Source organism: Xanthomonas hortorum (assembly GCF_024339125.1).
Taxonomy (GTDB): Bacteria; Pseudomonadota; Gammaproteobacteria; order Xanthomonadales; family Xanthomonadaceae; genus Xanthomonas; species Xanthomonas hortorum.
In genome coordinates this window covers 4,912,274-4,937,627 of record NZ_CP101417.1, presented here as the reverse complement: position 1 = coordinate 4,937,627, position 25,354 = coordinate 4,912,274, and the positions used below count along the sequence as shown (strand labels likewise).

General features: G+C 65.8%; 24 protein-coding genes. 11 read left to right on the top strand and 13 right to left on the bottom strand.

The annotated features are described in order from the left end of the window. Positions 1-197 precede the first annotated feature (197 nt). The 3 genes from NMB96_RS21250 to NMB96_RS21240 all read right to left on the bottom strand — a co-directional run bounded on the left by NMB96_RS21250 (position 198) and on the right by NMB96_RS21240 (position 4,261). Positions 198-1,421, bottom strand: coding sequence for an MFS transporter (locus tag NMB96_RS21250; RefSeq protein ID WP_183086709.1), 1,224 nt, complete (start codon positions 1,419-1,421; stop codon positions 198-200). Then, positions 1,418-1,840 (bottom strand): MarR family winged helix-turn-helix transcriptional regulator, encoded by a 423-nt coding sequence (locus NMB96_RS21245; protein WP_183086710.1) that lies wholly within the window; start codon positions 1,838-1,840, stop codon positions 1,418-1,420. The genes NMB96_RS21250 and NMB96_RS21245 overlap by 4 nt, the downstream gene beginning before the upstream one ends. A gap of 354 nt (positions 1,841-2,194) precedes the next feature. Further along, positions 2,195-4,261 (bottom strand): TonB-dependent receptor, encoded by a 2,067-nt coding sequence (locus tag NMB96_RS21240; protein WP_023904521.1) that lies wholly within the window; start codon positions 4,259-4,261, stop codon positions 2,195-2,197. 178 nt (positions 4,262-4,439) lie between these two features. On the opposite strand from NMB96_RS21240, the gene NMB96_RS21235 reads away from it, so the two are divergent. Both NMB96_RS21235 and NMB96_RS21230 read left to right on the top strand, forming a co-directional pair. Beyond that, a complete protein-coding gene (locus tag NMB96_RS21235) occupies positions 4,440-4,856 on the top strand; it encodes a MerC domain-containing protein (RefSeq protein ID WP_023904520.1) in 417 nt (138 codons plus the stop codon). Between the two features lie 136 nt (positions 4,857-4,992). After that, complete coding sequence (locus tag NMB96_RS21230) at positions 4,993-5,175, top strand: 30S ribosomal protein THX (RefSeq protein WP_006450150.1); 183 nt, start codon at positions 4,993-4,995, stop codon at positions 5,173-5,175. 89 nt (positions 5,176-5,264) lie between these two features. Here NMB96_RS21230 and NMB96_RS21225 read toward each other — a convergent pair whose 3' ends face one another. From NMB96_RS21225 to NMB96_RS21210, 4 genes are read right to left on the bottom strand one after another with little or no spacing between them, the layout of a single operon-like run. Further along, positions 5,265-6,608 carry a chloride channel protein gene (locus NMB96_RS21225; RefSeq protein ID WP_023904519.1) on the bottom strand — a complete coding sequence of 448 codons (1,344 nt, stop codon included), beginning with the start codon at positions 6,606-6,608 and terminating at the stop codon, positions 5,265-5,267. Between the two features lie 43 nt (positions 6,609-6,651). Further along, complete coding sequence (locus NMB96_RS21220; protein WP_255085616.1) at positions 6,652-7,950, bottom strand: alkaline phosphatase family protein; 1,299 nt, start codon at positions 7,948-7,950, stop codon at positions 6,652-6,654. A gap of 36 nt (positions 7,951-7,986) precedes the next feature. Further along, a complete protein-coding gene (locus tag NMB96_RS21215) occupies positions 7,987-8,532 on the bottom strand; it encodes a methylated-DNA--[protein]-cysteine S-methyltransferase (protein WP_255085615.1) in 546 nt (181 codons plus the stop codon). Then, positions 8,529-9,992: a DNA-3-methyladenine glycosylase 2 family protein gene (locus NMB96_RS21210; protein ID WP_255085613.1), complete on the bottom strand. Its 1,464-nt coding sequence runs from the start codon at positions 9,990-9,992 to the stop codon at positions 8,529-8,531. The genes NMB96_RS21215 and NMB96_RS21210 overlap by 4 nt, the downstream gene beginning before the upstream one ends. 147 nt (positions 9,993-10,139) lie before the next feature. On the opposite strand from NMB96_RS21210, the gene NMB96_RS21205 reads away from it, so the two are divergent. The 5 genes from NMB96_RS21205 to ubiM all read left to right on the top strand — a co-directional run bounded on the left by NMB96_RS21205 (position 10,140) and on the right by ubiM (position 14,129). Further along, positions 10,140-11,327 carry a COG3904 family protein gene (locus tag NMB96_RS21205; RefSeq protein WP_255085612.1) on the top strand — a complete coding sequence of 396 codons (1,188 nt, stop codon included), beginning with the start codon at positions 10,140-10,142 and terminating at the stop codon, positions 11,325-11,327. Between the two features lie 64 nt (positions 11,328-11,391). Beyond that, positions 11,392-11,640: a hypothetical protein gene (locus tag NMB96_RS21200; protein ID WP_023904514.1), complete on the top strand. Its 249-nt coding sequence runs from the start codon at positions 11,392-11,394 to the stop codon at positions 11,638-11,640. A 167-nt stretch (positions 11,641-11,807) separates the two neighbouring features. Beyond that, positions 11,808-12,350: a DUF4019 domain-containing protein gene (locus NMB96_RS21195; RefSeq protein WP_043889315.1), complete on the top strand. Its 543-nt coding sequence runs from the start codon at positions 11,808-11,810 to the stop codon at positions 12,348-12,350. A gap of 25 nt (positions 12,351-12,375) precedes the next feature. Then, positions 12,376-12,777, top strand: a complete 402-nt coding sequence (locus tag NMB96_RS21190; RefSeq protein WP_104549685.1) for an MAPEG family protein — start codon at positions 12,376-12,378, stop codon at positions 12,775-12,777. Positions 12,778-12,950: 173 nt separating this feature from the next. Next, positions 12,951-14,129: a 5-demethoxyubiquinol-8 5-hydroxylase UbiM gene (ubiM, locus tag NMB96_RS21185; RefSeq protein WP_255085596.1), complete on the top strand. Its 1,179-nt coding sequence runs from the start codon at positions 12,951-12,953 to the stop codon at positions 14,127-14,129. Between the two features lie 279 nt (positions 14,130-14,408). On the opposite strand, the gene NMB96_RS21180 is transcribed toward ubiM, so the two are convergent. The 4 genes from NMB96_RS21180 to NMB96_RS21165 all read right to left on the bottom strand — a co-directional run bounded on the left by NMB96_RS21180 (position 14,409) and on the right by NMB96_RS21165 (position 16,300). Continuing rightward, entirely contained in the window at positions 14,409-14,729 is a 321-nt protein-coding gene (locus NMB96_RS21180) for a hypothetical protein (protein ID WP_104591567.1), read from the bottom strand. Further along, positions 14,726-14,968, bottom strand: coding sequence for an RNA-binding S4 domain-containing protein (locus NMB96_RS21175; protein ID WP_042598248.1), 243 nt, complete (start codon positions 14,966-14,968; stop codon positions 14,726-14,728). Before NMB96_RS21175 ends, NMB96_RS21180 begins: the two co-directional genes overlap by 4 nt. 155 nt (positions 14,969-15,123) lie before the next feature. Then, entirely contained in the window at positions 15,124-15,771 is a 648-nt protein-coding gene (locus NMB96_RS21170) for a hypothetical protein (protein ID WP_255085593.1), read from the bottom strand. A 28-nt stretch (positions 15,772-15,799) separates the two neighbouring features. Then, positions 15,800-16,300 carry an RNA polymerase sigma factor gene (locus tag NMB96_RS21165; protein WP_183086711.1) on the bottom strand — a complete coding sequence of 167 codons (501 nt, stop codon included), beginning with the start codon at positions 16,298-16,300 and terminating at the stop codon, positions 15,800-15,802. 171 nt (positions 16,301-16,471) lie between these two features. Here NMB96_RS21165 and NMB96_RS21160 point away from each other — a divergent pair, with 171 nt between their 5' ends. The 4 genes from NMB96_RS21160 (at position 16,472) to NMB96_RS21145 (ending at position 23,057) form a co-directional block, all read left to right on the top strand. Beyond that, positions 16,472-18,412, top strand: a complete 1,941-nt coding sequence (locus tag NMB96_RS21160; RefSeq protein WP_104549681.1) for a DEAD/DEAH box helicase — start codon at positions 16,472-16,474, stop codon at positions 18,410-18,412. A gap of 274 nt (positions 18,413-18,686) precedes the next feature. Continuing rightward, positions 18,687-21,095: a putative bifunctional diguanylate cyclase/phosphodiesterase gene (locus NMB96_RS21155; RefSeq protein ID WP_255085591.1), complete on the top strand. Its 2,409-nt coding sequence runs from the start codon at positions 18,687-18,689 to the stop codon at positions 21,093-21,095. 44 nt (positions 21,096-21,139) lie between these two features. Next, positions 21,140-21,862 carry a pseudouridine synthase gene (locus NMB96_RS21150; RefSeq protein WP_104549680.1) on the top strand — a complete coding sequence of 241 codons (723 nt, stop codon included), beginning with the start codon at positions 21,140-21,142 and terminating at the stop codon, positions 21,860-21,862. 61 nt (positions 21,863-21,923) lie between these two features. Continuing rightward, positions 21,924-23,057, top strand: coding sequence for a GGDEF domain-containing protein (locus tag NMB96_RS21145; protein ID WP_205394804.1), 1,134 nt, complete (start codon positions 21,924-21,926; stop codon positions 23,055-23,057). Between the two features lie 117 nt (positions 23,058-23,174). Here NMB96_RS21145 and NMB96_RS21140 read toward each other — a convergent pair whose 3' ends face one another. Together NMB96_RS21140 and NMB96_RS21135 are read right to left on the bottom strand one after the other, a co-directional pair. Next, complete coding sequence (locus NMB96_RS21140; protein WP_104591569.1) at positions 23,175-24,122, bottom strand: DMT family transporter; 948 nt, start codon at positions 24,120-24,122, stop codon at positions 23,175-23,177. A 109-nt stretch (positions 24,123-24,231) separates the two neighbouring features. Next, a complete protein-coding gene (locus tag NMB96_RS21135; protein ID WP_255085589.1) occupies positions 24,232-25,065 on the bottom strand; it encodes a DUF72 domain-containing protein in 834 nt (277 codons plus the stop codon). Positions 25,066-25,354: the final 289 nt, after the last annotated feature.

Below are 25,354 nucleotides of genomic sequence, written 5' to 3'. Positions count from 1 at the left end.
GAAAGCTCTCCTTAGAAGCGTCGCAACTGGCAGCGATGCGTGCAGTCGCGCGCGCTCTGCCAACAAAGTGACCGGCAGCACATCACAGCGCCGGTAGCGCAACGCGGTAACACACGTTGCGTTGCTGTTCTAACGGAGTTGCCAGCAAAAGCTGTTGTGCGCCGCGTCAACCCATGCCCGCGCGCGCTTGCCGCGCTTCACGCCGCGGCGCGTACCGGTGCCGCTTCCCGAATCGGCAGATTGATCAGTGCGGCGACCACTGCCAGCGCCATGTCGGCGTACCACATCCAGCTGTAATCGCCGAAGCGCTCCAGCGCCAGCCCACCCAGCCACGCGCCGAAGAAACCGCCCACCTGATGCGACAACAAGGTCAGGCCGAACAACGTTCCCAGATAACGCGGGCCGAACAATTTGCCGATCAATCCTGCCGTCGGTGGCACCGTGCCCAGCCAGGTAAAGCCCAGTGCCGCGGCGAACAGGTAGAAGGTCAGTGGCGTTGGCGGCGCAATCAGATACAGGCCGATCAACACCGCACGGCTGGCGTACAAGGCGCACAGCAACCACTTCATGCGGATGCGTTCGCCCAGTTTGCCGGCGACCAGGCTGCCGGCCACGTTGAACAAGCCGATCAGCGCGATCGACACCGCCGACACGCTGGCAGGCAGGCCGCACAGTGCGATTTCGCCGGGCAGGTGCGTGACCAGGAATGAGATGTGTACCCCGCAGGTAAAAAAGCCCAGATGCAGGCACCAGTAACTGCGATCGCGTACTGCCAGGCGCAACTGCGCACGCAAACCGATGTCGTCGTTTGCGACCGTACTGCGCGTGCCTGGCGGCGATGATCGGCGTCGCAGCGGCCAGGCCAGCGGCAAGGTCAACAACGAGATCACTGCCAGCCCGGTCATCGCCCTGGCCCAACCGGCTGCACCGATCATCAACTGCACCAGCGGCGCAAACACGAACTGCCCGAGCGAGCCGCCGGCATTGATCAGCCCGGCCGCGAACGAACGCCGCTCCGGCGCAATACGACCGGCGGTGGCACCGATCAGCACCGAAAAACTGCCTGCGCCCGCACCGGCGGCAGCCAGGATGCCGAGCGAGACGATCAGCCCCCATTCGCTGGCCATCCACGGGCTCAGCCCCAAGCCCAGCGATAACAATACGCCGCCGAACAGCAGCACCGGCAACGGGCCGCGCTCGTCGGCAATCGCCCCGAACACCGGTTGCACCGCGCCCCAGACCAATTGCCCCACCGCCAGCGCGAAGCTGATCGACGCGATGCCGATCCCGGTCTGCCGATGGATCGGCTCCACGAACAAGCCGGTGGTCTGGCGCGCGCCCATCGTCAGCATCAGCATCGCCGAGGCGGTGAGCAGCAATCCCCAATGCGCGCTCGCACGCGCTGTCACCGGGGCGCTCATGCGGCCGTCTCCAGCAATCCATCCAGGCGTTCCAGCGTTGCATGCAACTGTGCGGTCGGTGCCGCACCGAACAGCGCCTCGAGCTGTTCCTGCGCCGCCAGCCAGTACGGTCGTGCGCGCACCAGCAACCCACGGCCGCTGCGGCTCAGGACCAGCCATTTCTGCCGGGCATCCTCGCCGCGCTGGGTCTTGATCCATCCGGCCGCCAGCAGCGGTTTGAGGTTGCGGGTGAGGGTGGTGCGGTCCATGCCCAACGTGTGTGCCAGCGCGCCCAGCGATTGCGCCGCATCCAGCCGGCGCAGGATCGAGTACTCGTTGAGGCTCAGACCCACCGGCGCCAACGCGCGGTCGTACAGCTGGGAGGTACGCCGCGCAGCACGGCGCAGATGAAAGCAGGTACAGCCGCTGAGCTTGGACATGGGATGCCTCCACAGTGACAGGCAGAATGCGTGTATATGCACCTATTGGCAAGTTTTAGTTGGAGATTCCCAGGATGCTGTCGCCATCCATGCGAACGGTGGCCGCTGTCGATAGCTTGCGATCTCCAGCCGTGTCGCTTGGTTGTGCGTGAGAGTCGCTGTGCCGCGGGCAGTGCATTCGCCTGACAGTCGAGCCTGCAAAGCGGGCCAGCCTCGGCCGCTGAGCAGGTCGCACCGGCACGATGCGCCTTCCGGTACGCGATGCAGCGCTGGCGCAGCGATCACCTGGACAACGCAAAATAAAGAGGCCGCCCGAAGGCGGCCTCGCTTATGACGGCGGGAGAGAGGGTACCGTCAGAAGAACATCCGCACGCCGAACGAAGCGCTGCGGCCAGGAAGCATCACATCGTCCTTGAGGAAGGAGGTGTGCACGCGTGCATCCTGATTGGTCAGGTTGTTGCCATCCAGAAACACTTCCCACGCATTGCTGCCACGGTCCACGTGGTAGGCCAGATGCGCATCGACGAACGTATAGCCGTCGGTCGCGGTTTCGTTCACGGCGATCTTGTCCTGCTTCATGGTGCGGGTTGCACCGAGCGAAGCGCGCCACTGGTCGGCATTCCAGCGCATCTGCGCGCCGACGCGGCCCGGGGCGATACGCGGCAGGTTGCCGCCATCGTTCAGGCGCGCGCGCACGGTGTCGCCGAACACGCGCAGATCCCAGGCGCCGGTGTCGTTGTTGGCCAGATGGAAGGTGGCCTCGCCTTCGAAACCGTGGAAGATCGCATCGGCCTGGGTCCACTGGCGGATCGGCAGGAAGTCGTTGTCTTCGGCGTTGAACCACTGGTTGCCGGTGTCGACGATGTAGACGAAGTCGTTGTAGCGGTTGTAGTACGCGGCGACCTTGGCATCCACCCATTCGTTCTGGAAGTTCAGGCCCAGCTCGGCCTGGTTGGCCTTCTCGGTCTTCAGATTCGCATCACCGATCTCGAAGGCCAGCGTTGCGATATGCGGGCCGTTGGCGAACAGCTCTTCTTCGGCGGGCGCGCGTTCGGCGTGGTCGAGGTTGGCGGTCAAACGCCATTGTTCGTTGAAGCGGAAACCGCCGCTGAGCGAGAAACTGGTCGGGGTGAAGTCGCGGTCCACGCCGATGTCGGTCTGGTACTTGACCTTGTCCACGCGTGCGCCGAGTTCAGCAGTGACGCGGTCCCAGCTGTTGCGCGCAACGCCGAACACGCCGAGCGAACGGGTGTCGGTCTTGGGCACGAAGGATTCTTCGCCCACGGCCTGGAAGGTGGTATCGCTGCCCTGCAGGCCGAACGCGGTCTGCCAGCCGCCGCTGAAGGTGAAGGAGGCTTCCATGCGGCCTTCGTTTGCCCGCTTGGTGAACACGGTGCCGACTTCTTCGCCTTCGAACTCGGTGTGCGCGTAATCGGTGTGGCCGAAGCTGTAGCGCAACGCGCTGCCTTCGCCCCACGGATCGGTCAGCCCGCCCTTGAGGTCGTAGCGGTCCTGCTGCAGCTTCAACGACACGCCGCGCTCGCCGATCGACAGATCGCCCGGCTCGCCGGGATTGCCGTAGTTGTCGCGGAAGCGCGACGCCGACAGGCCGACAAAGCCCCAATCGCCCGACAGCGACGCGCCGATCGAGCCCACCTTGGAGTCGATCCAGGAATTGGCCTGGCGACCTTGCGGGGTGTCGTAATCGTTCTGGTTGCGGTACACGCCGTCGGCATGGATCGACAGCCCGCTGCCATTGCCGGCATCGACGCGGAACATGTCGGTGTTGCCGTCCTTGTCGCCGCCGTCGAAGCGCACTTCGGCGCGGCCGCTGAAGCCGTCCACCGGGGTTTCGGCAATGCGTCCGTCGACCACGTTGACCACGCCGCCGATCGCGCCGGAGCCGTACAGCAGGGTGGAGGGACCCTTCAGCACTTCGATCTGGTTGGCCAGGAATGGCTCGATCGCCGGCGAGTGATCCTGGCTGACCGTGGACACGTCCTGAGTGGACAGGCCATCGCGCAGCACCGCCACGCGCGGGCCGTCCAGGCCACGGATGATCGGCCGGCCGACGCCGGGGCCGAAGTTGGAACTCTGCACGCCGGGCAGGCTGGACACGGTTTCGCCCAGGCTCTCGCTACGCACTTCGTCCAGACGCTCGCCGGCCAGCACTTCGACCGGGCGGCTCAATTCGCCGGCCGCATCGCGCAGCGGGCTGGCGGTGACGACCACCTTGTCCAGGTCCTTGATATGGCGGCCGCTGGAAGGGGTGGCGTCGTGGCGCGTGTCCGAACTGGGCGGGGTCTGCGGGTCGGCCGGGGCCGGCGCGTCCTCGGCCATGGCCAGGGCGGGGGTCAGCAGGCTGGTCAGGGCCAGCGTGAGCGTGGAGCGGCGAAACGAGGAAGCGAGGCGAGGATGCATGGCGGGCCGGACTCTGTGGTTGTTACTTTATATCAATGATAAGGCGCAGCTTGGCTGCTGGGCCGACGGCGAGATCTGCGGCTGCACAGTGCAGTGGCGCGGATCCGGGAGCGAGTAAGCTCTGGAACAAGCAAGATGTTATATTATTCCACGTCGCCGCGAACACCTGCTGGAAGTCATGCCTCTACCGTCCCTTCGCCATGTGCTCGACCGCTTCGGTGCGACCGGTTCGCTGCTGTGTGCCGTACATTGCGCCGTGCTGCCCTTGGTGCTGGCGCTGGCGCCGTCGTTAGGCCTGTCGTTCTGGCTGGGCGATGGCGTCGAGCTGGCGATCGTGGTGTTCGTGAGCCTGCTGGGCCTTTTCAGCCTGGTATTGGGCTATCGCCGGCACAAGGCGCTGCATGCGCTGGCGCTGCTGCTGCCGGGTTTGCTGCTGCTGTGGGCCGGCCTGCTGTACGACCCGCTGCACCATTCGGCGATCCCGCATGCAGTGGTGATGACGCTGGGCGGTGCGCTGGTCGGTATCGCCCATCTGGTCAATCTGCGTCTGAACCACGGGCACGCCCACGTCCACGACGCCAGCTGCGCGCACTAGCCCAGGCTGCGCGGGCCGGGGCCGTCGTGGTAGGCTTGCCGGCCTTGCGCGAGGGCGCCGCCGGCGTAAACCTCGCCAGACCCGTGTTCAGCGCGGGGATTTTGTATTCAGTATTCACATTCAGGAGTCGACGAACATGGGTAAGGGTGACCGCAAGACCGCCAAGGGCAAGCGCTACAATTCCAGCTACGGCAATTCGCGTTCGCACGCGGTGAGCAAGGTTGTCGTGGGTGCAGCTTCCCCGGTTGCCAAGAAGGGCGTGGTCAAGGCCCCGGCCAAGAAGGCTGTAGCCAAGAAGACCGTCGCCAAGGCCGGCTGATTCCTAGCCCGCTTCGCGATACTAGAACGCGGCGCTTGCGCCGCGTTTTTTTTATGTCCGACATCGGCGCGAACGCGTGCGCGTTGTTGCTAGCGCGTCGTTTCCGCAGCCGGCGGTTGGCTGGCCGCCGCCGGCGCCAGCAACTGTTCGGCCAGTCCGCGATAGATCGGCGTCTTGCAGACCAGCCCGGACACCGCACGCGCAATCAGCACGGTAGCCAGGATCGGCAGCAGCATCTGGCTGGTGTCGGTGAGTTCCAGCGAGATCACCGCCGAGGTCAGCGGTGCCTGGGTCACGCCGGTCAAATAGGCGCACATGCCCAGCAGCACGAAGGTGCGCGGGTCCACGCCCGGCATCAGCACCGACAGGTTGTGGCCGATGCCGGCGCCTACCGCCAGCGCCGGCGAGAACAAGCCGCCCGGGATGCCTGCCAGGTACGAGACCAGATTGGCCACCAGCTTCATCAGCCCGAATTCGTGGCCGACCACCGCATGCCCCTGCACCAGACTGCGCGCCTGCTCGTAGCCGGTGCCGAACGCGCCTTGCCCGAACACCAGCGCCAGGCCGACCAGGGCCACGCCGCACAGCGCGGCCAGCAGCACCGGATGGCGCTGGCGCAGCGTTGCCAGCCAGCGCGGCTTGCCACTGACGCTGGCCAGCACCAAGCGCGCAAACACCCCGCCGAGCAGACCGGCCACGCCGCCGCACAGCGCGATCGCCAACCACGCCTGGCCCAGCGGCAACGCCACCGCCACCTTGCCGAAATAGGTGTAGTTGCCCAACAGGCCCAGCGACACCACGCCACCGACGATCACGGCCGTGAGCAGGGTGCCGGAGAAGCGGTGCTCGAAGCGCCCGCTCAATTCTTCGATCGCAAACACCACGCCGGCCAACGGCGTGTTGAACGCCGCCGCGATACCGGCCGCGCCGCCGGCAAGCAGAAAATGCGAGAGCTCGCGCGGATCGTGAAACCCGAACCAACGCCCGAACACATGCATCAGGCTGGCACCGACATGCACGGTGGGACCTTCGCGGCCCACCGAGGCGCCACCGAACAGCGACAAGGTGGTCAAGGCGAGCTTGCCGATCGACACGCGCAACGACAGATTGGTTTCGCGAAACGCCGGATCGTTATGTTCCAGCGCGGCGATGACCTGCGGGATGCCGCTACCGCGCGTGGGTCGCATCGCGCCGGAGGTGAGCCAGGCCAGCAAGGCGAAGATGCCCGGCGTCAGCAGCAGCGCCCACCAGATCGAATGCGCGGTGATGCGCTGAAACAACTGGAAGGCCGCGTCGCTGGCCTTGGCGAACACGATCGCCACCAGCGCCACCGCAATGGCGCCACCCCACAGTGCAGCGCGGCGACGCCAGCCTTCGCTGGATAACAACGGCCGCAGCCGAAGCCGGCGCGGCGAGGGATCAGAAGCAGACATGCCGCTATTGTCGCATCGGCGCGCCGTAGCCGCGACGCGTCACTCAGCGTGCGTCGGCCGGCGGCACGCGCAAGGCCGGCAACAAGGTGGTGGGATTGCCATCGTTGGGCGCGGCGGGAATTCCCAACAGCCGCGTCATCAGGGAATACACATCGACATTATCGAAACCCGGCAAGGTCTTGCCCTGCGCCAGATCCGGGCCTTGCGCCAGGAACACCGCGCGCATCGACGGCAGCGCCGGATCGAAGCCGTGCGAGCCGCGCATCTGACCGGGCACGCGCTTGGCCAGCTTGTCCGGAAACAGTGCGTCCCAGCCTTCGTGCATCTGGCACACGATCGGCGGAATGCGCGGGTGCGTGCCGTACTGCCAGCGTGCGGGCATCGCTGCCTTGCGCCAGCAGTCGTACTGCGCATGCGCACCGAGCAGGCTGGCTTCGGCGCGCGCCTGCTGCCCGGGCGCGGGATCGAAGCTGATCACCTGGCCCTCGGTGATGGCAGTGGCGATGGTGGGCGGCGCCAGGTCTTCCACGCTGAGCGCATGCCCGGGCGGCACCTCGGCCATGCCGTGGTCGGAGACCACGATGATGTTGGTGCGGCTGCGCGTGCCGTCGCGCTGCATGCCGGCCAGCAGGCGGCCGATCGCGCCATCCACCGCGCGCACGCTGTCGGCGTACTCGCGCGACTCCGGGCCATGGTCATGACCGGCTTCGTCCACGTGTTCGAAATACAGCGTGACCAGGCGATTGGTGGCAGCGCCTGATGCGTCCAGCCAGCCCAGCACCTCGTCCACGCGCGCGTCCAGACCGGTGCCTTCTTCGTAGTGGCGCCAGCGCGTGGGGCGCACGCCTGCAATCGCCGCCTCGCTGCCGGGCCACGACCAGGTCGCTGCATGCAGACCGTTGTTTTCGGCACCCACCCAGATCGGTTCACCGCCCCACCAGCGCGCATCGCCCACGGCCTCGGGCTTGCTCAGCCAGAAGCTGCCGAGCACCGGGTCGCGCATGCTGTTGTGCACGATGCCGTGGTGGTCCGGGCGCAGGCCGGTGACCAGCGTGTAGTGATTGGGAAAGGTCAGCGATGGATACGACGGGGTCATCCAGCGCGCACGCACGCCTTCGTGCGCGAGCTGCGACAGGTTGGGCGTGATGCCGCGATCGAGCATGTCGGCACGCAGGCCGTCGATGGAAATCAGCAGCAAGGTGTGCGGCGTGTCGCTGGATGGCGCTTCTGCCGATGCCGGTTCGCTGGAGACGGCCGGTGGCGCGCTGCGCGTCAGAGTGCTGGTACAGGCCGTGAGCAGCGCAAGCGCGGTGGCGGCGAACACAAAACGTCGATCGATCATCGCGCCAGTTTACGGCGCGGCAATGACTTCGCGAAGTCAGCGCACCTTGGTTGCAGAGAGTTCGGCGAACAGATCGTCGGCAGGTGCGCGCTGGCGCGGCGACCACCCTTCCAGTTGCAACAACGCCTGCTTGGTCGGCAGGCCGCCGCCGAAGCCGGTCAACGCACCGTTGGCGCCGATCACGCGATGGCAGGGCAGCACGATCGGCAGCGGATTGCGGCCATTGGCGGCACCGACTGCGCGGCTGGCGGCCGGCCGTCCCACTGCTTGTGCAAGTTGCGCATAGCTCCAGGTCTGCCCGAACGGAATCTGCGCCAGCGTGTGCCAGACCTGCAGTTGAAATGGTGTGCCGGCTGGTGCCAATGGCAGATCGAAACTGCGCCGCCCGCCGTACAGATAGTCGAGCAATTGCTCGCGTGCCTCGCGCACCAATGGTGCATCGGGATCGTGCAACCAACGCGCGCGGCCGAGTGCGTCGTAGCGATTCTGCGCGAACAGGATGTGGTGCACGCCGGCGTGATCGGCGGCCACGCTGAGTGCGCCGATCGGCGAGGGGAAGGTGTCGTAATACAACGTGCTCATGAACGGGTGTCCTTGCGATCGACAGCGAGATGCCACAGGTGCAATACGGCGTAGGCGCGCCACGGCCGCCACGCCTGCGAGCGCGCTTCGGTGGCACGCTCGCTCAGGCGCTCGGGCGTGCCGAGCACTTGTTGCAGGATCAGGTCGCCGGCCGGAAACGCATCCGGATGCGATAGCGCGCGCATGGCGACGTACTGCGCGGTCCACGGCCCGATGCCGGGCAACGCAGTGCAGGCGGCGACGAACTCGGGCAGGCGCTGGCCGGCGCCAAAATGCAGCCGGCCTTGTGCGCATGCCGATGCCAATGCACGCAGCGTGGCGGCACGTGCACGCGGCAGGCCGAGTTGCTCCAGCGGCGCCTCGGCCAGCTGTTCCGGCGTGGGAAAGATGCGATCCAGGCCCGGCGGCATGTCGACATGATGGCCGCCATGGCGCTCGACCAGCCGCGCCGCCAGCGTCGCCGCACCGGCCACGCTGATCTGCTGGCCCAGTACCGCGCGCACCGCCACTTCAAAGCCGTCCCAGCCGCCCGGCACGCGCAGGCCGGGGCGGCGCGCGATCGCCTCGGCCAGCAACGGCTCGGACGCCAGCGTGGCGTGCACCGCCTGCAGATCCGCATCCAGATCGAACAACCGGCGCACCCGGCGCACGATCTGCGGAATCTGACGCGGGTCGGTCGCACCAATGCGCAGCAACAATTCCGTACGCTGCGGCGCCGCGCTGACGTCGATCAGCGTCGCGTTGCCCGGCGTGCCGATCACGCGTCGGTAGCCGCTGGCGTCGACCTGCTCGATGCCGGGAATCGCACGCCGCTGCAAAAACGCCAGCATCGCCGGCAGATCCAGCGGTGGCCGATAGCCGAGTCGCAAGGTCAGCTCGCCACCCGGCACCTCGGCACGCTGCTTGCGCAACGCCGATGGCGGCATGCCGCAGCCATCCAGAAACGCCGCGTTGAAGCGCCGCAGGCTGTTGAAGCCGGCTGCCAGTGCGACCTCGGTGACCGGCAATGCGGTTTCGGTCAGCAGTTGCTTGGCCAGCAGCAGCCGGCGCGTGCCATGCACCTGGATCGGCGTGGCGCCGAGCTGCTGCACGAACTGCCGCTGCAACTGGCGCGCACTCAAGCCCACCGCATCGGCCAACGTCTGCACCGGCTGCTCCTGCAGGGCGCCTTCGACAATCATTGCCAGCGCGCGCTGCACGCTTTCTTCTCCCAGATGCTGCTGCGCTTGCGGCGACAGTTCCGGCCGGCAGCGCAGGCATGGCCGGTAGCCGGCCGCACTGGCCGCTGCCGCAGTTGCGTAGTAACTGATATTGCCCGGCTTGGGCGGCGGCGCCGGACATACTGGCCGGCAGTAGATACCGGTGCTGCGCACGGCGGTGAAGAACAACCCGTCGAAGCGTGCATCGCGCGCCAAGCGGGCGCGGTCGCATTGAATTCGGTCGGGCGTGGCGGTCTGCATGGCGCCAGTCTATGCGCTCGGCTGGACCCCGGCTGGCCGTTTTCGGACAGCACTGCGCAGGGCATGCGTGTTCATGGCAGGGTCAAACGGTTGGCCCATTCAGCCATAGACTGAGGGTGATCTCCGTCGCGGTCTGTGTCCTACCTCATGCTGAAACTGCTCTGCCTTTCTCTTTGCTGCGTGCTGGCGCTGTCTGGTTGCGATCGCACCGGCACGTCGGCCGATGCTGCGGGTGCGCAGCAGAACGGCGCGGGGCAGGCCGGCGACGGCGACCATATGGTCTCGGTGGATACGCCCGAGCCGGTGGCGCCGCCGCCGCGCCCGCGCGCGCAAACTGGCGAAGCGGGGTGGCCGCAGGCGGAACTGGAAGCCGGCAAGGCCTGGATCAGCTGCGCCACCGATTACAGCAGCGCCGCCGGCGACGGCACGCTGCTGCCGGCGCTGGATCGGGTCAGTGTGGAAGCGGCGCTGGCGCCGTGTCGCGACACCGGGCTGCTGCGGGTGCGTTACGCCGGCAAGATCAACGCCGGTTTCGCTGCGCTGATGTGGCGGTTGGCGGCAGTGGCCGAGCAACTGCAGCTACCGCATCGCATCCTGGATCTGGATTCCAGCGGCGGGCAGGTGGAAGCGGCGATCCGCGCCGGCGATACGATCGGCGAATCCAACTGGACCATCTGGGTGCGCGAAGGCTCGATCTGCCACAGCGCCTGCGTGTTCGTGCTGGCTGCCGGCGACAACCGGTTGGTGGCCGGCAAGATCGGCATCCATCGCATGATGCGGATCAGTTCCAAGGCCACCTCGCGCGCGGAACTCAATCGCGAATTGCGCGAGGTCTACGGCAACGTCAAGGATTATCTGGAGCGCAACGGCGTGGCGGTGGCAGTGGCCGATCTGATGATGACCGTGCCCAACCGCAGCCTGCGGCTGCTCACGATGGACGAGCTGCGCGAGTACGGGCTGGATGGCACCAACGCGGTGCAGGACGATCTGGAGCGCATCCGCCAGATACGCAAGTGCGGCGATGCCTTCGTGCGCCGCAAGGATGCGTTTCTGGTCGCCTTCGATCAGAAGTGCAAGAGCGAGGGCGCCGATCTGGAGGCGGTCAACGCCTGCGGCCTGGCCTTGAAGCAGCGCTTCGGCTTCCCGGATGCGGCCTGCCCGGAAGAAAGCCCGCTGGCCGAAACCGATGCTGCCGCCTTGCCTGCAACTTCCGATCCAGCGGAGGCGGCGGACGCGGCTGCGGGCGACACCCAGCTCGCCACGCCGGCACCGGCACCGGCCGCTGCCGAATCGGTCTCCGAGCCGGCGCCGGCCCCTGTTCATAGCGAAGGCTGAGCTTCACGCGCACCGCACCGTCCGCTGCCTATCGTCGCAGCAGACAACGGCGCCGGGGGGCAACATGATCGGGAAAACGAAAGGGGTGATGCTGGCGTACCTGCCATCGGCCCTGCTGGTGCTGGGCGGGTTCGGGATTGCCGAGCTCCTGCAGATGATCGCCGCAGCCAAACAAGTGCAATGGCCGGCCACGCTGGCGGTCTGGCTGAGTCTGGTCGCGTTGATTGCAGCCACGGCGCGCGCGCTGTGGATCAGCTGGCGGCTATGGCGGCCGCGCAGCGTTGCGACGGTCCCGCCGAGCGGAGACGCCTGACGCTGCCGGTCATGCAGTGAAACTTGTTGCCGGCACGCCTGATGTCGATGCGCCATGGCGCTGCTCGCTCAACGTCATAGATGCCACACGCACTAGACTGCCGTTCCGGGCGCACCCAGCGTGCGACGGTTCTCTTTCCATCGATACGCACAAAGGTCATCTACTCAATGTTCCGTCCCCGTTTGCTTGCCGTGCTGGTGTTGGCTCCGTCGCTTGCCTTCGCACAACAACCTCAGACCGGCGCGCGCCCGGCCGCCGCACCGGTTGCCGGCGGAACAACCGCCGCCGGAACAACCGCAGGCACGCCTGCCGCCACTACCGCGCAGCAAGCGCAGCTGGTCAAGCAGAACACCGAGATGACCCAGGCCGCATTGCGTGTGGCGCAGATGGTCGATACCAACCAGGTCGCACCGCTATGGGATGGCGCCTCCACGGTGGCCAAGACGGCGGTCAAGCGCGATGTGTTCGTCAGCCAGATCGGTGCCGAGCGCGCGCGCCTGGGCGCAGTGGTCGGCCGCGGGCAGGGCTCGGTGACACGGGTCAAGTACGGTCCCGGCGCGCAGGTGCCGGAAGGCTTGTACATCAATGTCAGCTTCCCGACCCGGTTTGCCAAGGCGCAGCAGCCGGTGCGCGAGCTGGTGTCGTTCCGGCTGGACGAGGACAAGACCTGGCGGCTTGCCGGCTACAGCCTGCGCGCGTCGATCAAGTGATGCCGCGGCCAACTGGAGACTCTGAGTGGAACTGACGATCGAACTAAAGATGCTGGGCTGGGCGATGGTGCTCGGCCTGGTGCAATTGCTGGCCGCCTCGGCCAGCATGACCGCCCAGCGCGGCACCAAGTGGAACGCCAGCGCGCGCGATGGCGAGACCAAGCCGTTGACCGGTGTTGCGGCGCGGCTGGACCGCGCGTTCCGCAACTATCAGGAAACCTTTCCGATCTTCGCTGCTGCGGTGCTGGCGGTGAGTGTTGCCGGACGCACCAACGCTGAGACCGCGCTCGCTGTGCAGCTGTATTTATGGGCGCGCGTGGCCTATGTGCCGGTGTATGCAGCAGGCATCCCTTATCTGCGTAGTGCGATCTGGGTGGTGTCGTTCTGGGGCATCGTCAAGCTGGTGCGGGCGCTGTTGGGCTGGTGATGTGCTTGGTCTAGGTTCGCGCAGACAGTTGACGAGTGGCCGATAAAACGTAGCTAGCAATCGCTTGATTGCTACGGCGGCTTTTGGTTTGTTCCCGTTGCTGCTTGATCCTGATCAAGGCCCATCGCATCACTATCGCTAAACTAAGCGTCTCTGTAGTTGCGGAGCGCAACATGCAATCGGTAGATATCGCGGTCATTGGCGCGGGGCCGGTGGGCCTGAGTTTTGCGCGGTCGTTGGCCGGCAGTGGCCTGTCGGTAGTGTTGATCGACCAGCAACCGCGCGCGCAGCTCGCCGATCCTGCATTCGACGGGCGCGAGATCGCGTTGACGCACGCCTCGCGTGCGCTGCTGGAACAACTGGGGATCTGGCAGCAGTTTCCCGGCGACGCGATTTCGCCGCTGCGCGATGCACGCGTCATGGATGGGCATTCGCAGTTCGCATTGACCTTTGCGGCCTCCGCACGCAGCGCTGGCGATCTGGGTTGGCTGGTGCCGAATGATCTGATCCGTCGCGCCGCCTGGCAGGCCGTGCAGGCACAACCTGCGCTGCAGATCCGTTGCGATTGCACGCTGCAGGCCGTGCAGCAGTGTGGCGACCGCGTGGTGCTGCAGTTATCCGATGGGGACACGCTGTCGGCGCGCCTGTTGGTGGCAGCCGACAGTCGATTTTCCAGCACCCGGCGCCTGCTTGGTATCGGCGCGCAGCTGCGCGATTTCGGCAAGAGCATGCTGGTGTGCCGCATGCGGCATGCGCTGCCGCATGGGCAGGCAGCATGGGAGTGGTTCGGCTATGGCAAGACGCTTGCGCTGTTGCCGCTGCAGGGCAATCGCGCCGGCGCAGTGCTGACGCTGCCGCCGCGCCAGATAGAAGCCTTGCTGGCGATGAACGCGGCGGACTTCAGCGCGGCGGTGACCGAGGCATTCGAACATCGGCTTGGCCCGATGCAGCAGGACGGCAGCCGGCATGCGTATCCGTTGGTGGCGGCGTACGCGCAGCGTTTTGTGGCTGAGCGTGCCGCACTGATCGGCGATGCGGCAGTGGGCATGCACCCGGTCACTGCGCATGGGTTCAACTTCGGCTTGCATAGCCAGGCACGCCTGGCCGAGCGCGTGCGTGCCGCCGCAGGTGCCGGGCGCGATATCGGCGCTGCGTCGCTGTTGCACGGCTACGAACGTGCGCATCGGCTGGCAACGCGACCGCTGTACGAAGCGACCAATGTGCTGGCCGCGCTCTACACCGACGATCGCGCGCCGGCACGCTTGTTGCGACACGGCGCACTGCGTGCGGCGCATGCGGTGGCTCCGTTCAAACAGGCGATTGCGGCGCATTTGACGCAGCGGAGCGTTTGATGCGTTGAAGTGATCGCGGTGGAAGCAGAACCTGCCGCGCCACGTTGGTGCATCGCTGGGCGAGGTTGTTTTGCGATGCCTCTCAATGCGTGATCGGACAGTGGTGTCAGGCGATCATCAGGCTGTCGCTATGTAGGCGTCACGCATTACGCAAGGGGGGCACCGCGCTGCGAGATTGCGTTGCAAGGGTTCGCAATTCGTGAGCGGACACCATGATCGGCCGATCATTCGGGGTTGCCCGTGATGCACTCATGCTCACTGCCGCCAAACAGACTGCAATCAGGCAGCTGCGCCCACCCGCGCAAGAATCGCATCGATCGCCGTCCGCGCATCGCCACTGCGCAAGGCTTCTTCCAGCAGGGGAATCACCCAGGCGCAGCCGGCTTTGGTCACATCTGCGCGCCAGCCGCCAGGCCAGCCTTCCAGCTCGTGCAAGGCCAGCATGCTGCAACCGCCACGCTCGGCGTGGCCACCACGAATCGACTGCTCGAACCAGAACGGCGTCGCCGAATCGGCATCGATCGAAAAAATATAGACATCGTGGTCCGGATCTTCTGCCGAGGGCGCGATATTGCGCCAGCTGACCTGCACCACCTTCATTCTGCCGGCTCCGCATCGGGGTCCAACGCCAGCACGCGGATTTCCACATCGTCCAATTGCACCAGCTGGCCGGGGCGGATCTTGGCGGTCTTGCGCAGTTCCTGCACGCCATCCACGCTGACCGCACCACTGGCAACGATCGCCTTGCCCTGGCCACCGCTGTCGGCAATGCCGGCCAGCTTGAGTAGCTGGTTGAGTTCGATGTACTCGCCGTCCAGGTCGAATTCCAGGAATTGCATGGTGCGCTCGCTAACAGGAAGACGGCGATTATCCGCCTGTCGCAGGCGACAACACCACTGCGCCAAGGTGAAGGGCGGCAGCTGGATCGAGACGTCACCATGCAAGCGCTTTGGCAGCATCCAATGCGCTGCGATTCGCGTGTGGCGCCGGTGGGTTATTCGCGTCGAAAGCGCGCAATTTCGTCCAGCATGCTTTGGGCGCGGATGACGCCAGGCCCGGCATGCGCGTTGTCGATGCGCTCCAGCCAGGGATGTCGGGAACGTTGCAGTCGCCGGTAGCCGAGCCAGGTGCCGATGGCGCCGAGCACGCCCACCAGCGCATTGATCAGCAGCCAGCTGTGCGGCAGCGTCATGCCGGTGAGCGTGCGCCAGAGGCCATCGGCCACTGCGACCCAGAGTACCCAGAACACAACGCCCAGCCACGGCGCCACCCGCGTTCGCCAGCGCCGCAGTTGCGCGAGCGCCTGCTGTGTCTGCAGCAGCGGTCCGGCGAAATCCAGCTGCGACACCAATTGCAGTTGGCGTAGTGCGGAGATTGCCAGCGCCACACTCCACGCCTGCAGCAGCACGCCGCCGATGATCGCTGCAGCCTGGTCCGCGTGGGCAAGCCAACTGCGTGCGATCACGATGTTCAGCGCGGCGGCGCACAGCAACTGCGCGATCTGGCTCGCCCATAGCGGGCGCAGACTGGCGCGCGCTGCGTGGCCGCGCACCTCGCCGATCAGTTGGCCGGTAAGTGCGGTTTGCTGATCCAGGCGTTGGTGCACTGCGTGCCAGGCGCGTTGCATGTCGTCGAGTTCCATGTGCTGCTCCTCTTGCGGGTCGTGTGAGTCAGAGTTCGGCGCGGATGCGCGCTTTCAGACGGCTGAGTTTCGTGGCGACGTTGGTCTCGCTGATGCCGAGCACCTCGCCGATCTCGCGGTAGCTGTGGTCGTCCAGGTACAGCAGCATCAGTGCGCGCTCCAGCCGCGGCAGTTGCGCGATGAAGCGGTAGAGCGCGGCGATCTGCTGCTCGTGCGCCGGGTCGCGCGCCAGTGGATCGGCGATGCTGTCGGCTACTGCCTCCAGCGGCACCGGATCGTGCGCAGCCCGGCTGCGGCCGCGCAGATCGCTGATCGCCACGTTCAATGCGATGCGATACATCCAGGTGGAAAAACGCCGGTTTGGGTCATAGCCAGGAAACGCGCGCCATAACTGCACGGTGATGTCTTGCGCCAGCTCGGCGCGGTCGTCCGGGTTCCAGCAATAGCTGGCCGCGACCTTCACGACGATGCCGCGGTGATGCTGCAGCAAGGCGTTGAAGCGGGTGTGCAGGTCTGTTTCCAGGGACATGGCTCCGGCCGCGCAAGTGGATAAGAAGGTTCGAAGAGATGATTCGCCAGACAGGGCAAATCCTCACAACCTGAACGGACTGTTATGAAAATTTCGACAGCAGGGGGCCTGAAGGCGCACACTATGCTGCTTTGCGCTTGCCGGATCCGTGCGGCGCCTCCGGAGTTACCAATGACCCAAGAATCTTCCGCGCCGCTGCTGTTTGCAGACCTCGGCCTCTCGGACGCTGTGATGAAAGCCGTTGCCAACGTTGGCTACGAGTCGCCGTCGCCGATCCAGGCTGCCACCATTCCCGCGCTGCTTGCCGGCCGCGACGTCCTCGGCCAGGCGCAGACCGGTACCGGCAAGACCGCCGCGTTCGCGCTGCCGGTGCTGTCCAACGCCGATCTGAACCAGCTCAAGCCGCAGGCGCTGGTGCTGGCCCCGACCCGCGAGCTGGCCATCCAGGTCGCCGAGGCCTTCCAGAAATATGCAGAAGCCATTCCCGGCTTCCGCGTGCTGCCCGTGTACGGCGGCCAGCCCTACGCCCAGCAGCTGAGCGCGCTCAAGCGCGGCGTGCATGTGGTGGTGGGCACTCCCGGCCGCGTGATCGATCACCTGGATCGCGGCACCCTGGATCTGTCCCAGCTCAAGACGCTGGTGCTGGACGAAGCCGACGAAATGCTGCGCATGGGCTTCATCGACGACGTCGAAGCGGTGCTGAAGAAGTTGCCGGAAAAGCGCCAGGTGGCGCTGTTCTCTGCGACCATGCCGCCGGCGATCCGCCGGATCGCGCAGACCTATCTGAAGGACCCGGCCGAAGTCACCATCGCGGCCAAGACCACCACCTCGGCCAACATCCGCCAGCGCTATTGGTGGGTGAGCGGCCTGCACAAGCTGGATGCACTGACCCGCATTCTCGAGGTCGAGCCGTTCGACGGCATGATCATCTTCGCGCGCACCAAGGCCGGTACCGAAGAGCTGGCGCAGAAGCTGCAGGCACGCGGTCTGGCCGCTGCCGCCATCAACGGCGACATGCAGCAGGCGGCGCGTGAGAAGACCATTGCCCAGCTCAAGGACGGCAAGCTGGACATCCTGGTCGCCACCGACGTGGCCGCACGCGGCCTGGACGTGGAGCGCGTCAGCCACGTGCTGAACTACGACATCCCGTACGACACCGAAAGCTATGTGCACCGCATCGGCCGTACCGGCCGTGCCGGCCGCACCGGCGATGCGATCCTGTTCGTCACCCCGCGCGAGAAGGGCATGCTGCGTTCGATCGAGCGCGCGACCCGCCAGCCGATCGAAGAAATGCAGCTGCCCAGCGTGGATGCGGTCAACGATACCCGCGTGGCGCGTTTCATGACCCGCATCACCGAGACCTTGGCTGGCGGGCAGATCGAGATGTATCGCGATCTGCTGCAGCGCTACGAGAGCGAGAACAACGTGCCGGCGATCGATATCGCCGCGGCGATGGCCAAGTTGCTGCAAGGCGATTCGCCGTTCCTGCTGACCCCGCCGGTGCGTGGCGCACGCGAGGAATTCGCACCGCAGCGCAACGAGCGTGCCGATCGCGGTGATCGCGGTGATCGTGGCGAGCGTCCACGCTTCGAGCCGAAGTTCGAACGTGGCCCGCGTGCCGATGGCGAGCGCGCTGCGCGTCCGCCGCGTGCCGAGCGCCCTGCGTTTGCCGGTGACGGCGCCGGCGCCGAGCGTCCGCGTCGCGACCCGGTCGCACCGCGTGGCGAGCCGGAGGTCGGCATGGAGAGCTACCGCATCGAAGTGGGCCACACCCACGGCGTGAAGCCGGCCAACATCGTCGGCGCGATCGCCAACGAAGCGGGTCTGGAAAGCCGCTACATCGGCCGTATCGACATCCAGGATGATTATTCGATTCTGGATCTGCCGGCCGACATGCCGCGCGAATTGCTGACGCACCTGAAGAAGGTCTGGGTGTCCGGCCAGCAGCTCAACATGCGCAAGCTGGAAGAGGGCGAGGCTGCGGCGTCGCCATCCAAGCCGCGCTTCCCGCGTAGTGGCAAGCCGGCCGGTCGCCCGAATGGGCCGAACCGTCCGATGGACCGTGCTGGTGCGCCGCATCGCAAGGGTCCGCCCAAGCCGCGCGGCGAGTAAGCGCAGCTGACAAACCGGCTGCGTGTGGCCATTTGGCCCGCGCAGTCGGTGTCTGGAGTCGATATGTTTATTGACGCATACCGATTCCCGCGTCTTGTTCTTCAATAAGCGTCCATCGCCAACCATGCTTTGTTAGTCATGCTAAGTCCGTGAGGCAGTTGTGCTCGCCGGGTGCGCATTGCCATACAGACTCGGTCGTTGCGGCCGCTACTGCCTTCAGGCGCCCACTGGGCGCCTGAATCGCATTGGGCAGCGGCGGGGGACGAGGATGGCGATGGCGCAGGCGGCACGCGGCAAAAGCGGTGGTCGGACCATGCACGTGATGCGCGGCTGGCTGACACTTCCCTTGGCATTGCTGATCGGTGTGGCTGTCGGCATGGCAATGCTCTCGGCGCTGATGATCGAGGTCCAGTCCGGCGCCACCGCCTGGATCGTCGGCCAAAGCCATTGGTCCAACGCCCAGCAGGAGTCGGTGTACTGGTTGGAGCGCTATCTGGTGAGCGGTGATCCGGCCGACCTGCAGGCCGCCTGTCGCGCACTGGAGGTACCGCTGGGCGATCGTGCGGCGCGTCAGGCGGTCGAACAGCCGGTGATCGACTGGGACGCGGTGTACGCCGGTCTCGCCGCAGGGCGTAATGCCCGCCAGGACATGCCGCAAATGGTACGGCTGTACCGCTACGGCCAGGTGTTTCCGTATCTGAGCGAGGCGATCGCGCTGTGGAAACACACCGACGCCGACATCCTGCAGCTGAGCGTACTGGCCGACAGGGCGGCATCGGCGCAAGCCACCAGCCGGCCCGATCCGCGCGCGCTGCAGAACCTGCGCGAGGACCTGCATCTGCTGGATGCGCGCATGCGCGGCGATGCCGAAAAATTTCAGGCCTTGCTGATCCGCTGCGCGCGACTGCTGCACGATGTGATGGTGTTCTGCAGCGTAGCCACCTTGCTGCTGGTGCTGACCACCTGCGTGCTGGCGATGCGCCGCATCCGCGATTATCTGCTTTCGCATGAGGGCCGCTTCCGCACTGCGTTTCAGCAGGCGGCGCTGGGCATGGTCAAGTTCGACCTGCGCGGTCGCGTGCTCGATGCAAACACCTCGATGGCCAATATCCTGCGCTACCGGCCCGAAGAACTGCAGGCCTGCACGCTGGCCGAGGTGATGCATCCGGACGATATCGCGCTGGACAGCCGCGGCATGATCGATTGGCCCAGATTGATGCAGTCCGGCGAACTGCGCTTTCTGCGCGCCGACGGCGGGGTGATGTGGGGGCGCTGGAGCGCCTCGCTGGTGGAGCCGGGCCCGGAAGAACCGACGCTGGTGCTGGCGGTGATCGAAGATGTCTCGCATGCGCACGAGCTGGCCGACGAAGTGTCTTTCCACGCGCGCCACGATGCCTTGACCGGCTTGATCAATCGCCATGAGATCGAACGCCGGCTGCTGCGCCTGATCGAACCACCGCAATCGCCGCAGCTATGCCACGCGCTGTGCTTTGTCGACCTGGATCATTTCAAACTGGTCAACGACACCTTCGGGCATGCGGTCGGCGACAAATTCCTGTGCCACTTCGCCGACGTGATCACCATGCAGCTGCGGCCCGGCGATTGGCTGGGGCGGCTGGGCGGCGACGAGTTCGCTATCCTGCTGGCCAATACCGATCTGCTGCAGGCGCAGGCCTTGCTTACCCATATGCACGGTGTGCTCGGGCAGCCGTGGAGCCATCAGGGCGGCAAGCCGTTGACGCCCAGTTGCAGCTTTGGCGTGGTGGAAATCCGCCAGGGCGCCAGTGATCTCAACGCCTTGATGACCGCCGCCGATCTGGCCTGTTATGCGGCCAAGGAAGAAGGGCGCAACCGCATTCGCTGTTTCGACGAAAACGATCTGGCGCTGGCGCGGCGCCGCCACGACGGTGGCTGGATCAGCGCGGTGCAGCAGTCCATCGCCGAACAGCGTTTGCTGCTGTATGCGCAGAAAATCCAGGTGCTGAGCGACCCGGGACGCCTGCAGTACGAAGTGCTGGTACGCATGCGCGCGCGCGACGGCCGCGTGCTGAGCCCAGGCGAATTTCTGCCTGCGGTGGAGCGCTATGGCCTGGGTCGCATGGTCGATGTGCATGTGCTGGAAACCTTGTGCGCACAATTGGCGGCCAACCCGCTGCATGTGGCGAGACTGGATCTGTGCCATGTGAATCTGTCGGCGCAATCGATCGCGCAGCCGGATTTTCTCGACTTCGTGTGCGCGCTGTTCGAGCGCTACCCCACGCTGGTGCCCAAGCTGTGCATGGAGATCACCGAGACCGCAGTCATCGGCAATCTGGAACAGGCGCAGCGCTTCGTGCAGAGCGTGCGGGCGCATGGGTGCCATGTGGCGCTGGACGATTTCGGCAGCGGTCTGGCCTCGTTCGGCTATCTCAAACAGTTCACCGTGGACGTGCTCAAGATCGATTGCGGCTTCGTGCGCAATTACGCGCACGACGCGGTGGATCGCGCCGCAGTGCATTCGATCGCGCAGGTCGGCCTGGCGCTGGGGATCGAAGTGGTGGCCGAAGGGGTGGAGTCGGAAGCCGATATCGCCGGCCTGCGCGAGGCCGGCGTGGGCCAGGTGCAGGGTTTCAGCCTGCATCGCCCATGCCCGCTGGACGAACTGGTGCAGGCCTCCATGCCGTTGATGGCGGTGCCCGGATAGCGGCAACGGCTCACGATTGCCGATAAATCGCCGATAATCGGCAGATGACAACTCGACTCAACAAATACATCGCCGAAACCGGCTTCTGCTCCCGCCGTGAGGCCGATCGGCTGATCGGCGAACGCCGCGTCACCGTCAACGGCGTGCCTGCCGGCACCGGTGCGGTGGTGGGTGAGGAAGACAGCGTGCTGGTGGACGGCCAGCCGCTGCGCACCCGCGCTGCCAGCAAGCCCGGTGGCCGCAAGCATGTCTATATCGCGCTCAACAAGCCGGTCGGCATCACCTGCACCACCGAGAGCTCGGTCAAGGGCAATATCGTCGAATTCGTCGGCCACGAGCAGCGCATCTTCCCGGTCGGCCGGCTCGACAAGGAGTCCGAGGGGCTGATCCTGATGACCAGTAACGGCAACATCGTCAACGAGATCCTGCGTGCGGAAAATCGTCACCAGAAGGAATATCTGGTGGCGGTCAACAAGCCGGTCACCGACGAATTCCTGCGTGGCATGGCACGCGGCGTGCGCATCCACAACGAGACCACGTTGCCGTGCCGCACCGCGCGCATCGCCAAGTTCGGCTTCCGCATCGTGCTGGAGCAGGGCTTGAATCGGCAGATCCGCCTGATGGCCTCCGAATTCGGCTACCGCGTCACCCAGCTGCGTCGGGTGCGCATCGACAACATCAAGCTGGCTGCGCTCAAGCCGGGGCAGTGGCGCAACCTCAGCGATGCGGAACTGCGCGGCTTGCTGCCGCAGCGCACCGAGTGGTGACGCCGCAAGGCATGGGCTGAACGGAAGCGACACGGTGTCTCGGGTAGTCCGGCGCACCCCGATAGTCGAGCTTGACGCGCTCGGTCATACTTTCGCCGCAAATAGCCAGCTGGGGAGCGGGCAGGTGATCAAACCGGAATTGCCGGACAACGAGGCCGAGCGGCTCGCAGCGCTACGCCAGTACGAGGTGCTGGATTCGCCGCCTGAGCGCGCGTTCGACGATCTCACCATGATCGCGTCCACGCTGTGCGAGACGCAGATGGCGGCCGTGGTGTTGGTGGACGAAGACCGCCAGTGGTTCAAGTCTGCGCATGGCGCGCCACGCGGCGAAGCGCCGCGCGACATCTCGTTTTGTGCGCACGCGATCCTGCGCCCGGATGAAGTGTTGATGGTCGACGACACCTTGCTCGACCCACGCTTCCACGACAACCCGATGGTGACCGGCACTTCTGCGGTGCGCTTCTACGCCGGTGCACCGTTGGTGACCAGCGAAGGGATGGCGCTGGGCTCTCTGTGCGTCTTCGACCAGAGCCCGACGCATCTGCGCGATGAGCAGCGTAACGCCTTGCAGGCGTTATCGCGCCAGGCCTCGTATCTGCTGGAGTTGCGCCTGGCCGGCAAGCGCCTGCGTCAGCAGTTGCATGAGCGCGAATGGTACGAGCAGCAGATGGCCGGTTATTACGCGCAGATGGATGCGTTGAACGCGGACCTGGTCGAACAGACCCGTACCGATCCATTGACCGGCTTGCCCAACCGGCGTGCCTTTGCGGCTGCATTGGCGGCGGCGACCGAGCAGACGCGTGCGGCAGGCCAGCCGTTGTCGGTGGCGTTACTGGACGTGGACCACTTCAAGACCGTCAACGACGTGCATGGGCACGACCAGGGCGATGTGGTGCTGCGTGAGCTCTCGGCGTTGTTGCGCGCGCATGTCGCCGGTGCCGGCACCATCGCCCGTTACGGCGGCGAGGAATTCGTGTTGCTGCTACCCAATGTGGATCTGCTGCAGGCGCGCGTGCAATGCGAATATCTGCGCCAAAGCGTGGCGGTGATGACGATCGCGCTGCCGGTGACGGTAAGCATCGGCGTGGCAACGCTGCATCCGCAGGAAAACGTGGAAGCGGTGATCAAGCGCGCCGACCAGGCCTTGTATGCGGCCAAGCGCGGCGGGCGCGATCAGGTGGTGGCGTTGGGGTAGGGCGCTGCTGCTGCGCGCGCGCCGATGCTTCATCGATAATGCCTGTCGCGGCCTGGGCCGCTCCTACGATGGGGTTCGATGGGAGTTGTCGACGCTCGGATGCACTGCGCTGCGCAGTCACTCGACGATGTTCTTCGCTTCTGCGGTGCCGAGCAGTTCCGGGTGCACGATCTTGCGCCGGCGTTCCAGCATGGGATGCAGGAACACCGCGCCGAGAATGATGGCCACGCCCAGATAGAACTGCAGGGTCAGCTCGCGCTGTTCGCCCAGCAGCGCGATTGCCAGCACGATGGCGTAGACCGGTTCCAGGTTGGTCACCAGCTGCACCGAGTAGGCGCTGAGATGGCGCAAGGCCACCAGTGCCAGTGCAAACGGCAGCAAGGTGCAGGCCAGCGACAGCACGAGCAGCAGCACGCCATCGTGCAGGCTGGGAATAATCAGCAAATTGCCATGCAACGACGGCAACAGCAGCGGCATTGCCGGTGCCAGCAAGGTCAAGGTCAACGTGCCGGCGCCGAGTTCCAAGGCAGTGACGGTGAGCGGGTCGGCATGCGTCACCATGCGCTTGTTGAGCGAGCCGAATAACCCGACAAATACCGCCGAAATCGCGCCAACCACCACGCCGGCACGCATGCCATCCGGCACGCCGCCGACCACCAGCGCCACGCCCGGCAACACCGCCAGCCCGAACAGCAATTCGCGCGGGCGGAACGGCCGCTGCGTCACCCACGGCTCGATCACTGCGGTAAACACCGGCGCCAGCGCAATGCAGGTCGCTGCCACCGATGCATTGGCCAACTTGATCGCGCCGTAGAAGGTCAGCCAGTGCAAGGCCACCAGCGCGCCGATGCCGCAATAGCCCAGGATCACCCGCGCGGACAGGCCGCGCAGTCCGCGCCAGACGCGCGGCAACAGCGCCAGCGCCACCACCACGATCAACATCCGCCACCACACCAACGGCAACGCCGGCAGCGTGATCAGCTTGCCCAGGATCGCGGTGATGCCCCAGAGCAGGACGCAGAAATGGATTTGCAGTTGCGCCTTGCGCAGATCGGTCGTGGGCATGCGCCATTGTCGCCTAATTCGTCATGCCGCCAAACACGCGCCGCTTGCGCGCCAACCACGTCGAGCGGCCATGCACGCGGGTTGCTGACGGCGGCACGCGCTGGCGGGACTAGCGCGAACCCAGCGTCTGCAACAACGCCATTGCCGCAGCCGGATTGCGCTCCTTCGCAGCACTGATGAAAAACACGAACACCTCGCGCGGTGTGGCTTTGGCTTGAGACTCGGCATCAATGTGCGGTAGATCCGCCGGATCCTCGCCACGCCGCCAGGCCTGGATGCGCTCGGCCCAGCGCGCCAACGCCGGCGCCGGATAACCTGTGGTGAGACGCGCCTGGCTGCGCATCAAGCGCGCATAGACAAAATCGGTGGACAGGTCGGCAAAGGACGGATGCTCCTCCGAATCGGTGAACACCGTGGCCACGCCGTGCCGGCGCACCAATGCCAGTAGCGAGGCGTCCACCGCGTCGTGATCGCGGATTTCCAGCACATGCCGCAGCACGCGCTTGCCGGCGCGTTTGGGCAGCAGCGACAGAAAACCATCCAGATCCTCGGCCTGCAGGCGATGCCCCTGCTCGAACTGCCACACCAACGGGCCGAGCGTGGCGCCAAGCTCGGCAATGCCACCGATGAAGTCTTCCACCTGCGCCTTGGTGCCCGCCAGCTTGCGCGATTGGGTGATACGGCGCGGGGCCTTTGCGGAGAACACGAATCCCGGCGGCACCTCATCGCGCCACTTCGCGTACGTCGCCGGCTTTTGCGCGCCGTAGTAAGTGCCGTTGATTTCGATCGCAGTGACGTGGCGGCTTGCGTATTCCAGCTCGCGCCGTTGCACCAACCCTTGTGGATAGAACATGCCGGCACGCCACGGCGCATACACCCAACCGCCAATGCCGACATGGATGCCATCGAGCGCGGGCGGGGGTGCGTCAAATAGGTCGGTCATGGCGGGCTCCACAGTGGCGTAATGACAGCCACGTGTGCCCAGCTGCGGGCAGATCGAGGCATGCCTGGCTGGATGATAGCGTCGCTGGGCTTGCAGGGATGAAGGCCGCTGCGGCCAGGGACTGTTGGGCGCGCATGTGGCATGCACGGGTGATCAAGTTGGTCGGGTGACGTCATGCATCGTTGTGGCCATTCAAAAAAACGGCGCCGCGCACTTGCAAGGCGTAAGCGCCGCAGACACACCCTTCTGCCTTCCAGCCGACCATCGGCTTACACGGACGCTGCCATGC